Raw genomic sequence first — 12,321 nt, 5'->3', positions numbered from 1 at the left:
TGAAAAGTTCCCTCCCTATTCGTCCCACATTCTTGTTACTTCTTTTAATTCCAGGCCTTCAAATATCATTTTATAGATATCCGGTTTCTTTAATTGATCCAAGAAATCTAATCCATATTTTGAATCAAAATGATTCATCATTAATGTCATGACAAGACCATGTGTTCCAATCGCAATTTTCTTTCCCCTGTGTTGATTTAGTATGGTGATTCGGCATGCCTGACCAAATAAATAATGGTTTTCATACAGACCTTCTTGGATTAATGTAGATAGTTCTGTATATTTTCCAAATCAAATAAATCGCTCTCATTCAAAAATTGATTTAGAATCTGAACATGTGTTCCTCCAATAATTAATAATATTCTGTCATCTGGGGAGGTTGAAATTCTAGTAATGTTCGAGAAAATAATTAAGTTCCTTTGATACCACCATATTAGCCAGTCCACACCAACATATTGCTCATTGAGTCCAATACGAGCCATATGAAGATTCATCTTATGATGTTGATGAATACTTGTCACGTTATTGCAATCAAGGTACATGTCCGTAATACTTTTGTAGCTTTCTTCACCATTATTTTCGTTCCTATTGTGTATCCAACCAAATATAGAATTGAAAAGCTCTGGCTGATTGACACGCGTCCATTCATATACTTCACCTACACTTCTTGTTCCTGCACCTTGTTCCATCCAATCAACTGGATATATTTCTTTATGGGATAAGTCAGCAGCGATACGAAACCCAACCTGGTGAACCTCATTTGCTTCTAATACAAAATCACCATTAACATAATCAGTAAACTGCTTATTAATCTCTTCGTTCTGTTTTGTCACGACCTCAACAGCTATCTTTGTTGGCCTATATTTCTTGATCATTTCAACCAAGTCTACAATCTCCTGTTGCCGTTTAAACGATAGTAAATTATCAATTTCAGCTTTATACAAGTCAGGTGTTGGTTTCATATGAAATGTTCCGAGTATTAATACTTTGGGCTTCCCTATCATTTTCAGCTCACCTCCTAGTTGCAATTTCGAACTTTCATAAATTGTACTCTATTGTTAATCCCCGTTAGCTTCATTTTTAGATTCAGTTCTGTCGTATAGCTTTGCTTTATGTATGAACCCTCGATTTAACCCCACTGATATAGATCCAGGATATAAACCTCATTTATTTAACTCTTTGTCCAGCTCTGCAGGTGTTTTCTCATCATTTCCCGGATACTTAATGTTTACAGCCACTTTATTTAACCGAAACAAAGAGAAAAATCAGCCTGCAGTAATGTTAAACATCTCATCTTTCCAATTATCCACTTCTTTTAGCCCTACATATTTAATATCTTTGTGATTCTTTAAGTTACTATTCGTATTGTAAACTTCTATTGCTCGATCAATTGGCTGATTAATATGAATAAACTGATATTGGTGTCCGTAACATCCCCCAAAGAAAGTAATGACATTGCTTACACCTTCTAAATATCCGTTAACTGTATGGAATAATTGTTGATTCATTGAATTTCACTATATTTCCTGGTAGTTTGAGTCGCTTTACAGAGCAATTCAGAGCTTTTAAATTTCATTCTTTCTGTCTTGCCTTATCCTTTCTAATGCTCTTTTGGCTGCTATTTTCCCATTATGCATTCCGTTTTTGGAGATCTCCACCAGCTTTTCCTTAGCTGGCATATAAGTATGAAATCCAATAATTTCACATGCTCTTTCTTGAACAAACATATCTTCATCGTCTAGATATTTTATGATGGAATCAAGATTTCCTTTTGGCGTTAATGCCATAATCGAAAAAATATACTGACAGCGAATATCATCGCTTATAAGTTCGTCAGAGCTTATCATTCGATGCAACTCGTCAACACAAACAAGGTCTTCATTCATTTCAGTTTCACTAACTTCAAACTCTGCTGGATAGTCTTTATTCAAATCATGCCAATCCAGATCAGGATGTTGTTCGATATTCGTTATGAATGAATGTATACTTCTAAAAGCCGGAGATACATCCGTTTCCTCATGATCGATATAACATATCCTGTATTTGCATGCGCCTTGCACGTACAAGCCGATATAGTTTGAATGATCATCGCTCCACAAAGGAATGATATCCTGATAAACCTCAATTTTGGACATATAATCAACTAATTCAATGATCTCGTCAGCTTCCATTAATCTTAAAAAATAGGTTTGATCCTTTTGTTTCTTCTTATGCAGCTCCAACTCCTCAACGAATGCAACAGGCAATGTGAGGCCGAGTCTAGAAAAAAGATCTGTAAACATGTTTGTGCTCCTCTTTGAGAATGTTAATAATGACCTTATACACATGAAGTCTCACTAGCTTATACTGCTAATCCATTTTGAGACTCTTCAATTTTTCTGTGGTTGTTCAAATTCAGCAAATAAACAATAGTCATATTGTTTTCCGTTCTATCTCGGCCAGAAATTCCTCTACATGTTCTTTCTAAAGAAAGAATACACTCTTTGCTTTTTTGCAATAAACTTTATTTTTTGGCCAGCAGTTGTAGTTGTAACTGGATAATAGTCATTTAAAAGCTTTTCTAACAACTCTTTAGGGAATCTTCCCTTGAATTCTGGAGTTGTTGGGAAAAATAATGCTGCCACTTTATTTATTCTTTCATCATATTCTCTTTTTTCTTTATCCCATAATTGAGTCGCAATTAAAGATGCATGTTCCTGGAATGCTCTAGCTTTTTCTTTGATTGTAATCTCAATATGCTCTCTATATAACTGTCTTTCTTGTTCTATATTTGACGCCATACGATATAGATTTTCTATAGATGTATATTCATCATAATCAAGTTCACTAATTAATATATGTTTATAGGTTTTCCATTCATTTGAAGAAATCACTGGTCTTGTTGCGTATAAATCCTTTGCATCTTTTAACCTATTAAGTTCATCTTCGATACTTCTGATTTCCATCAAAACTATAGATGCAGCATTCCTGCGCTCATCGTTTTTAACTACTTTATAAGAAATAAAAGCAAATAAACCTACAATAAGAATGATAAAGGTTTGAAAAAAGTTGCTATCAAAAAATTGAATTATGTTTTGGATCACTTGAATTGCTCCTTAGTCAATATAATTTATAGGATATTGCACATAATGTCCTGTATTCTCAACAAGTGTTTGTTGGGTGTTCAGTGAACGTTGGACCTCCAGGCGCATGATGTTAGACCCTCTTTGAAGAACTTAAGAAAGCTTGTTCCTCTTGTCACTTTATCTCTATTTAATTGTGTTGCTTATAACTTTAGCTCTTACAAAACACTTTATTCAAAGCCTCAAGATCACTATTTCCAATCCCTTTTTTACTTAGTACTTTTAATGAATTTGAACGTCTCCAGACCAAGTAAGTGTCGTTTTTATCGAAACTAATTATATCTTCCGGAAAACCCTCAAGTTTCTTTAATCCGAAATACTTACATAACTCCGTGTATTGATAATCATCGATAATATCATAGGTATTTCTAGTCCTCATATCTAATTCATATTCAAAAACCGCATCCCATTTTTCTTTATTTAACTCTTTCAAGATAGCTGCTTCCTCAATATGTGTGTCAAAGTTATTACATTGAAGCTCATATCCAAGATAGTATCTCCCCCGCTCGTCAATCGAAAATGTCTCCTGATATAATGTATCCGCACAAACATAATGACGAACAATAATATCATCTTCAGGCTCAATGATAATAAGACCCTTCTCATTAAGAAAGTCACCTCGACAAGGATCTTTTTGGAGAATACCAAACGTAATCGGTTCTAAATATGCATACTCTACATAACCCCCAAATCTTTTTTGAAAATCCATGAGTGCTAATGTAGGTTGAATTTTTATGGCTTCAAAAGTTTCTAAAATTTCTTTTTCATCTTTCACAGAACTTTTCCATTCACATTTTTCAAGATATTCTAAAGCCCTCTTAGATAATGTCACCCTCGTCACCCGCTTACGAAGTCTAAATTTTAATCCGCTATGTTAGCACAAATGCCTTCTCTAGCGTACTGGAGAGCTCATAATCGATAATCATGTGGCTGTACCAATCGATGATCACGAACAGATACATGAAGCCTTGACCCATCCGTAGGTACGTAATATCAATTCCCCAGACCTGGTTCGGGCGTTCAATCTTCAATCCACGCAATAGATACGGGCGAATATACTGGGCGTGGTATCGGGGTAGATCACTTCGATCCCCATCACGCGCATGAGCCGCTGGACACGCTTTCGATTGACGCACCATCCCATCTCTTGCAAGTTGCTGGTCATCCGCCTGTAGCCGAAGAACGGATGCTTGGTATACAATTTGTCGATCTCGTGCATCAGCTGTATATTCTCTGACAATTCTTGTTTGGGATCTCGTTGTCGATAGATATTCGTGCGGTGAAGGCTCAAGAGCTCGGATTGACGCTTCATGTTGATGTTTCGGTTTTCTCGCTCCACCATCGCTTCCCGGTCTCTTACGGATGTATTAGAACCCAGATTTTTTTTGAGCCAACTGACTTCAAGCGTCAGTTGACCCACTAGCTTCTCCAGTTGTTCTTGCTTCTCCTCATAGCTCTTTTTCATTTTTTCGGCCTCTTTTGTTTCTCGGCCGAATACCAAAGAGGCACGCTCCACAAACTCTGCTTTCCATCGGCTGAACATCACAGGGCTAACTTCATATTTCCCGGCGATCTCGTTCACCGTCTGCTCTTCTCTCAACACTTCCATGACGATTTTTGTCTTGAACTCTGCGGTATATCGATTCCGTTTCTCCATAGCTTTAGTATAACTTATTTATCTCCTCCTTGTGTCGCACTCTATGGGTTCATTATAAAGGTCCGTTCAGCAAACGCACTGAATATGTGATATTTGACAAGTGGATCGGCTACACTTAGTTGGACAATAAAAATAAGGGCTTGTAGAATAGACCTATCATGCGAAGGAGCGGATCTCTACAATGCCAAAACAACAACGACGTACCTTTACCGCAGAATTCAAAAGACAAATGGTGCATCTCTATGAGAATGGGAAATCCAGGGCAGCGATTGTGGAGGAATACGACCTCACAGCTTCTGCTTTAGACCGCTGGATCAATCAAGCTCAGACTACGGGTTCCTTAAAGGAGAAGGATAATCGTTCGTCAGAAGAAACCGAACTAATGGCGTTACGAAAAGAGAACCAACGTCTAAAGATGGAGGTAGATATTTTAAAGCAAGCGGCGCTGATCATGAGACGAAAGTAGCTATCATTCGAAATAACCTTGATAAATACTCAGTATCAGCATGGTGTAACGTCCTGCAAATCGCTAGAAGTACGTACTATTATGAAGCCAAAAAACGACAGAATGAAGATGTACTAGTAAAGGCGATTGTGGATATCCTCCATAAGAATCGAAAAGCCTACGGTACACGAAAGATCAAAACCAAGCTCAAGGAACAAGGGCTCATCGTCTCCAGACGCCGTATTGGCCGAATCATGCGCGAGCAGGGCTTGGTCTCCACCTATACCATTGCCCAGTTCAAGCCCCACAAAACCGCCTGTAATGGGGCAACAACGACGAATGTGTTAGATCGTGAGTTTGATCAGGCTGAGGCTAAACGCTTCGTGGTCAGCGATTTAACGTATGTGAAGGTGGGGAACCGCTGGCACTACATTTGCGTCCTCATTGACCTTTTCAATCGAGAAATCATTGGCCATAGTGCAGGTCCACATAAGGACGCTGCTCTAGTTTCGCGCGCCTTTGCTACGGTAGAAGGCGACCTGAGTCATATCCAGTGGTTTCATACGGACCGTGGAAGTGAGTTTAAAAACCAGAAAATGGACGAGCTTCTGGAAACCTTTGCGATCGGTCGATCGTTAAGCGCCAAAGGTTGCCCTTATGATAACGCTGTGGCAGAAGCTACCTACAAGGTTATGAAAACGGAGTTCATCTATCAGATGGAGTTCCAGAACTTTGATCACCTGCTTTTGGAACTATACGACTATGTCAACTGGTTTAACAAGCATCGAATTCATGGCTCACTAGGGTACATGACACCTGTTCAGTATCGCCAAGCAGCCCTTAAAAAAGCTGTCTGATTTAATGTTGACAATCCAATAGGGGAATCCAACCCAATAATTATTAATATCTGATTCTATATATACTTGTAGTCTTTGCTAATATCCATTTAGCTTCAGAATTTAGAAGCCTTTCATTAGTACAATAGCCACATAAGGATTTCCATTTCCTAAAGTTACAAGTTCTGTACTATGAACACTTTTCAGCTAATGTTGATGGCATTATTGAATTCACCCTAGGGAGCTTTTAATAAAATCTTTCTTTAAAATGGAGAATATCAATGTATCTGTAATTGTTTCACCAAATATATAATCCCGAAGTAATCCCTCCTGCACAAAACCTACTTTTGATAAAAGTTTTACAGATGAATTATTTTCAGGCATTACTTTAGCTTGTATTCGATTCACCTCAAGTTCATTAAATGCATACGGAATAATGGTTCTGAGCACTTCAGTCATTATTCCTTTCCCCCAATACTCTCTGGATAGGCTGTAGGATACATTCACCATGGATGCTCTAACGAAATCGTTCAATATGCATGTGCCGATAATTTTATCATCATCTTTGGTAGCGATTCCCCAAGTTATCATATCCTTTCTAGTGAATGCGTTTCTAAACCTCGTAAATGTCTTTGAAGCTGTCTCAATATTTTTGGGCCCTTCATATCCCCAAAATTTTGTTACTTCATAATCCGAGAAATAACTGTAATATTCCTCCGCATCCTCAGAATGTAATTCTCTCAATATAAACCTTTCAGTTTCAAGCTCAGGAAAAGTAATAAATGCATCTTTAAATGACATAGTGATCCTCCGACTTTTGTTTTTTATACCGCATCAATTTCAACTAATGCTTTTTGTTCGCGAGCCCAAAAGCCTTAAGTGACCAACAGGAACGGGTCAATAGACTAAAGCTTACAGGGTTGTCCGGCTAGTTCCGCTTCCCGGCTTCTCAACTTTCCAACCTCTACCGGACCGGGTAGCGAACACGCCGATGCTTGAACAGGGTGTTAGATGAAGTCAGTTGTTTCCTTGAATTAACGAAGTCCCTCTTTAACTATTCTCAATAATTCGTGCTTGTGATCTGGATGGCAAGCAATGATGTAAGGCTCTTCTTTCATTCCTGTAAATGGGTTCCCATCAAAATCTACTACGATGCCTCCGGCTTCCTTAACCATTAAAATACCTGAATACAAATCATCTCCTTCAGAATTATAAAGAATAATTCCATCGATATCCCCTTTGGCAAGCATGCACCATTGAAGTGTTGGCGCCCATAATCTCATCATTCTCTTGAAGTTTATATCGATATATTGTCTTAATTGAACTGCTCTTCTATCGTTCTGTACTTTGTGCCCTTGAATCCAACCAATATTTCCTTTCAAAATATGAAGATTACTTTTTACCCGAACCTGTTGATTGTTGCAATACGCTCCTTCACCAAGGACAGATACAAATAATCTATCAGTCAATGGCTCATAAACCACTCCAAGCACTGGTTCTCTTCTATACATCAACGTTATTGAAGTCGTAAAAACAGGCAATCCAATTGCAAAATTATTGGTTCCATCCAATGGATCAATAAGCCAAAGCCAATCATTTTTGATGCCTATTAACCCTGCCTCTTCACTGTGTATCTGATGGGTAGGAAAAGCAGCTCGAATTTGTTTGATTATGATTTCTTCAGCTAAATGGTCAACTTCAGTGACAACATCACCAAATTCATCTTTTGATTTCAAATCTACAAAATGATCAAATTTATCTCTAGAAATCATTCCTGCCTGGCGAATAATTTTTACTGACAATTCCTTTGCTTGTTGAATGATATTATAATCCATTCGGCACCCCTTTTAAGTTCTCAACTGTTTTTATCTAACGTTCTGTGTTCACGAGCCCGAAGGCCTTAAGATACCCCTGCTTTCCAAGCCTTTACTGAATTTAATCACTTACCGCAAATATTCAATTACTTCATTTAAATTCTCTGTATCTATTGGAGAAATCTTCAACCTGATTTACGAAAGAACGTAGTAGCGGCCATGTGAGGCAAGAGAAATCGGGGATGAACACTAATTTGGGGAATAATATTTGTCAGATTCCTGGGTAGGGAATAGAGCGTTGGCTGCTTTTAGCAGGCCCAAGTTCTACAACCCCTGGATTAAGCCAATGGTTTCGAATAAAGCCAGGATTTCCTTGCTGTCTGCAAAATTTGCAGCATTTCTCGTAGAAAATTCCGTTTTCGATCTACCAAAGATAGGGGCATTTTTTATATGGTGTTACTTTTGTAATTCAAGTTTAATTCTCAGTATTTGATTTATATGTCTAGCTTCATGTATATAAAGCAGTTCAATCCATTGTTTTAATGATAATTCTTTAAAGAAAGGATGCTTTGCAGCCTTCCTATCAAATATAGTAAGGTCTTCTTCCCCTTCAATTACGTTCAACAAACTTCTCCTTGTTTCAGTCAATTGCTTATGAATCATCTGGTATGTTAATTCTTCATCCTTCTGGGGTTTAGCAAAATCAGGTGACTCAAACTTCTTATTCTCATCAGCTAGCAAATCTATAGGTCTTGGAGGAGCGTAAAGATCATCAGCAACCAACCCTTGTTTTATAGCCTTAGTAAATAATAATTCAGTCATAACTAAATGCCGACAGACTTGACCTATACTCCATGCTCCTGCTCTCTCTGGCAGATTAAATAAATGAACCGGAACTTGTTCAAGTATTTGGTTAAGTTCTTTTCTAGTTTGTTCTATTTTTTCTATAATACCCCTCATCATAAATACACCAGCCTTAGTAAGTTCATATAACGTTTTTTATTCACAAGCCCGATAGGCTTAAGCTGCCCATCAATCCAGCGCAGCCATTAATTCCTGCCAGGTGGCTCCGCCACTTAGCCTTGCAGGGTTGTCCGGCTGATTCCGCTTCCTCGTTCTGCCGGATCGAGGAGCGGATGCCACGTTAGATGAAGTCTTTGCTCTCCAATATTTTCCTTGCATATCCATTCCAGTCCTTACAATCTGTATTGATTTCTGTTGTTGGCACTCTTGAGAATTTAGCTTGATTTCGCAATTCATTTTGGACTCGTAATAATTCACTCATTGAAGACCTTACCTCTTCTTCCGTTTTGGTTCTCCATATCTCTGGTTCTCTGCTCTTAATTCTTTCTTCTACAACTTCAGGTGAGATTGTAAGCAAAATACACTTGGCACCTAACGATTCGAGCTGTTCTTCTATTTTATTTATCTCGTCAAAATCCGAGCCTTCAAACGCAGCTCTGTGATTTAAGTGGAACCTCTCCAGAACATAAAATAGTCCCCGCGATCTTCTAGATGCAGGACCAAGTTGAACCGCCCATTCATTAAGTTTCCTTAGCATACTAACTCGTTCTTTAAGTAATTCAATGTGTTCCTCGCGAGTTAGGCTTACATATTCTCCATGTTTATTATTCAAAATTTGAGAATAATGTTCTCCAAGAATAACTACACTCCGTTCTGAGGATTCCTCTTGTGATTGAAATTGTTTTATCGCATTTAATACTGAAGTCTTCCCGGCATTTGAATACCCCTCAAGAATTATTCCTCTGATATGCATTTAAATCTCCTTTCACTAGCAACGATTTCGCCTAACGTTTTGTGTTCACGAGCCCGAAAAGCTTACGTTGCCCATTAATCCCACGCAGCGATTAATCTTGCCGGTATGTTTATTGCATACTAAAAGTGCCAAGAATTGCAGCATAAAAATGCTCAAGTAACGGCAAAGAAAAAGAGACACCTGCCAGCACCCTATGATCCTCCTATCGTTAGGTTTGCGAGAACTTGACGAAGGAGAATTAAAGGAATGCTGAAAACGCCTCAACAAGAGTATATCAAATTTCTACGATAATTAGAATAACTTTCCTTGAGTGACATCGCTAGACAGCTGGGCATTCACTGGCGAACAGCCAAGCGGTACGCCGATCAAAGCAATTGGATCGAGTCTCTTGGCAAGCGCAAGAGTAGCAGTCCTGTCTTGGGGCCTTGTATGAAGATAGCAGACACCTGGCTGGAGGAGGATCAACTTCTCCCGCGCAAGCAGCGGCACACCGGCGTTCGGATCTTTCAGCAACTGCGAACGGAGAATGCATTTACAGGTAGCGTCAGCTACCTGAGGGATTTCAACGTTTTTACGCCCACTACCGAATCGAGACGGTGTTTTTCAATCCGTACAGCGGTCACGAGTAGGGGAACGCCGAGCTGTGGGAAGCAAATCGCGCGCAACTCTTGACCTTGCCAGAGGAAGACTTCGAACCGTTCGACTGGGCGCAGCGGTTCTGAACACGTATGGTGAAATTCGCGTAGAAGGGACGACCATTCCATTGGTCGGTCACGCTCAGCCGGGCAGCGTCAACCACTCGCAGTTCATCCGGATGCTGCCGGAGGCGGTGCAGGTCTATGTCGGCGTTACCGACCTTGCCTTGCGCAAAGAGAGGTTGCAGGCGCTAGCGCATTGGTGCGGCGTCTACTCGATGGCACAGATTGCTGAGGTGCTGCGAACGGCATCCAGCGAGCCACGAGCGCTGAGCAAACAACGGCGCTTGGACTCATGCAAGTAATCCGGGACAATCTGGTAGCTTGGACTGAGACGCTCTCACCTCCGGGCACCCAAGCGGCCGTGAGTTTGCAGCACTATGGTCGTCTGATTCGACTAAAGCAAGCGATGGAACGTATTCCGCAGTAAAATTACACTGGCAGGTGGCCTCGGCATTTTCCGCAGCAAACTTAAGCATTTTTCGCTTGCAAAGACCACTCGTCTAATAAAATATTGTCTTACATACACGTGTTTTCGAGAAACACGCATATGCTACTCTAGTTCTTTAATTTGTCCCTCCCCTTCTTGAATTACTTCAATATCTCTTAATTCGTTCCGTAATATAGGATCCTTCTTGAAAAATCAAACAATTTAATTGCATTCCGTAAGCACATCCACCGTCAATTCCTATCTTGTCATCGCTAAACCAAATATTCGAAGTGCCATGAATATCTATTGTTTTTGTATGTCCAAAAATGATTTTTTTGTTTAGTTCAAATTTGTGTTTAATGAATTCATCCTTAATATACATAAAGTCGTACTCCGACTGATTCTTCCAATTCATAAAATTCGGATTCAAACCGGCATGAACATAAATATGATCATGATCTTCGTGATATAAAGGTAATTTGCTTAAAAAGTCAAGATGGTGACCAAAAGAAGACTTAATAGTTTCTCTCGCCTGATTCAATATATCATCCGAAATTTCATTTTTTATATTACAATAACTTCGAATGGTATGAAGTCCGCCATGTTCTAGAAATTTTGATTGAATCAATTTGCTATTATTATTTATCAAATCAACTAATCGTTGGTCATGATTGCCTCGTAAAGCAATAGCATTATGCTTTTTTACTAATTCAATTACCTTATCAACTACTTCTTTACTGTTTGGCCCCCGATCTACATAGTCACCAAGCAATAGTAATTGGTCATTGTCTGAATTGTAATTAATAAGATACAACATCTGATTAAATTGATCGATACATCCGTGAAGATCACTAATCATAATTATTCGCTTCATGAGAATCTCCTATAATAATGTTTAAACTCTAGAGGGATTTCACCTAACGTCTTTGTATTCATGAACCCTCACTGGCTTAAGGAGCGCATGCCCCGGGTTTGACGGACTTAGCCCGCACAGGGTTGTCCGACTGCCTTACTCCCCCGATATTATGTGAAGTCTTGTGACATCTTCAATCACCTTCAAAATCCTTGATATTTCAGATAAAATTTAATTCCTGCCCTATCCACATCTGAGAAGTCTATTGGGTTCTTCAAAAACAGTTCATTCAGCTCTTTAATATTAATCCATTGAATATCTACTGTTTCATCTCCAGCTTCTAATAACTCTCCACTTGCTCTACATCTGAAATAATATCCTACTGAATCAACTGGTCCTTTTATGTTTTGATAGGCTGCAAACGGCTTTAGACATTCCACTTCAAATTCAGAATTAATCCCATTTGTATCTACTCTTGTTTCAATTCCTTCAATTTCAAAAACATCTAATCCAGTTTCTTCTTTGACTTCTCTAATAACCGCTTGAGTCAAAGATTCAAAAAGATCTATTCTCCCACCTGGGAGTTCAAACTTTAATGACGAATCATGTTTTGCTCTTCTTTGAATTACAATCTCAATTTCTTCGTTATTCAATCGTTCAATGATGGCTCTTGAGTTTACAAAGAACATCGA

13 protein-coding genes and 3 pseudogenes are annotated in these 12,321 nt (G+C 38.9%); 2 read left to right on the top strand and 14 right to left on the bottom strand.

The window, feature by feature from the left end:
* Positions 1-15: 15 nt before the first annotated feature.
* The 8 genes and pseudogenes from ACX93W_RS21690 to ACX93W_RS21655 all read right to left on the bottom strand — a co-directional run.
* Positions 16-204: pseudogene (locus ACX93W_RS21690) on the bottom strand (histidine phosphatase family protein); the annotation flags it as partial.
* 56 nt (positions 205-260) lie between these two features.
* Entirely contained in the window at positions 261-1,004 is a 744-nt protein-coding gene (locus ACX93W_RS21685; RefSeq protein WP_459394458.1) for a DUF5694 domain-containing protein, read from the bottom strand.
* 261 nt (positions 1,005-1,265) lie between these two features.
* Positions 1,266-1,508 (bottom strand): hypothetical protein, encoded by a 243-nt coding sequence (locus ACX93W_RS21680; protein WP_459394457.1) that lies wholly within the window; start codon positions 1,506-1,508, stop codon positions 1,266-1,268.
* Positions 1,509-1,565: 57 nt separating this feature from the next.
* Positions 1,566-2,282, bottom strand: coding sequence for a HEAT repeat domain-containing protein (locus tag ACX93W_RS21675; RefSeq protein ID WP_459394456.1), 717 nt, complete (start codon positions 2,280-2,282; stop codon positions 1,566-1,568).
* A gap of 168 nt (positions 2,283-2,450) precedes the next feature.
* Positions 2,451-3,083: a hypothetical protein gene (locus ACX93W_RS21670; RefSeq protein ID WP_459394455.1), complete on the bottom strand. Its 633-nt coding sequence runs from the start codon at positions 3,081-3,083 to the stop codon at positions 2,451-2,453.
* A gap of 190 nt (positions 3,084-3,273) precedes the next feature.
* Complete coding sequence (locus ACX93W_RS21665) at positions 3,274-3,954, bottom strand: hypothetical protein (protein ID WP_459394454.1); 681 nt, start codon at positions 3,952-3,954, stop codon at positions 3,274-3,276.
* A gap of 43 nt (positions 3,955-3,997) precedes the next feature.
* Positions 3,998-4,287 (bottom strand): annotated as a pseudogene (locus ACX93W_RS21660) (DDE-type integrase/transposase/recombinase); the annotation flags it as partial.
* Between the two features lie 270 nt (positions 4,288-4,557).
* Positions 4,558-4,779: pseudogene (locus tag ACX93W_RS21655) on the bottom strand (transposase); the annotation flags it as partial.
* A gap of 181 nt (positions 4,780-4,960) precedes the next feature.
* Between ACX93W_RS21655 and ACX93W_RS21650 the strand changes: the two are divergent.
* Positions 4,961-6,081 (top strand): IS3 family transposase gene (locus tag ACX93W_RS21650; protein WP_459394453.1). Its coding sequence is split into 2 segments (ribosomal slippage): positions 4,961-5,210 and positions 5,210-6,081, totalling 1,122 coding nucleotides; the frame shifts between segments, so codons are not numbered across the junction.
* 210 nt (positions 6,082-6,291) lie between these two features.
* Here ACX93W_RS21650 and ACX93W_RS21645 read toward each other — a convergent pair.
* The 4 genes from ACX93W_RS21645 to ACX93W_RS21630 form a co-directional block, all read right to left on the bottom strand.
* Entirely contained in the window at positions 6,292-6,861 is a 570-nt protein-coding gene (locus ACX93W_RS21645) for a GNAT family N-acetyltransferase (protein ID WP_459394452.1), read from the bottom strand.
* A 233-nt stretch (positions 6,862-7,094) separates the two neighbouring features.
* The gene (locus ACX93W_RS21640) at positions 7,095-7,895 is read right to left on the bottom strand and encodes an inositol monophosphatase family protein (RefSeq protein WP_459394451.1); all 801 of its coding nucleotides are present in this window, start codon (positions 7,893-7,895) and stop codon (positions 7,095-7,097) included.
* 435 nt (positions 7,896-8,330) lie between these two features.
* Positions 8,331-8,837, bottom strand: a complete 507-nt coding sequence (locus ACX93W_RS21635; RefSeq protein ID WP_459394450.1) for a DinB family protein — start codon at positions 8,835-8,837, stop codon at positions 8,331-8,333.
* Between the two features lie 181 nt (positions 8,838-9,018).
* Positions 9,019-9,651, bottom strand: a complete 633-nt coding sequence (locus tag ACX93W_RS21630) for a hypothetical protein (RefSeq protein WP_459394449.1) — start codon at positions 9,649-9,651, stop codon at positions 9,019-9,021.
* Between the two features lie 643 nt (positions 9,652-10,294).
* On the opposite strand from ACX93W_RS21630, the gene ACX93W_RS21625 reads away from it, so the two are divergent.
* Entirely contained in the window at positions 10,295-10,651 is a 357-nt protein-coding gene (locus ACX93W_RS21625) for a hypothetical protein (protein ID WP_459394448.1), read from the top strand.
* A gap of 291 nt (positions 10,652-10,942) precedes the next feature.
* Here ACX93W_RS21625 and ACX93W_RS21620 read toward each other — a convergent pair whose 3' ends face one another.
* Complete coding sequence (locus ACX93W_RS21620) at positions 10,943-11,650, bottom strand: metallophosphoesterase family protein (protein WP_459394447.1); 708 nt, start codon at positions 11,648-11,650, stop codon at positions 10,943-10,945.
* A 182-nt stretch (positions 11,651-11,832) separates the two neighbouring features.
* The gene (locus ACX93W_RS21615; protein ID WP_459394446.1) at positions 11,833-12,318 is read right to left on the bottom strand and encodes an NUDIX hydrolase; all 486 of its coding nucleotides are present in this window, start codon (positions 12,316-12,318) and stop codon (positions 11,833-11,835) included.
* Positions 12,319-12,321: the final 3 nt, after the last annotated feature.

The sequence above is a fragment of the Paenibacillus sp. CAU 1782 genome, assembly GCF_054551715.1.
The sequence above is the reverse complement of the archived record's forward strand: the minus strand, read 5'-3'. Positions and strand labels throughout refer to the sequence as shown.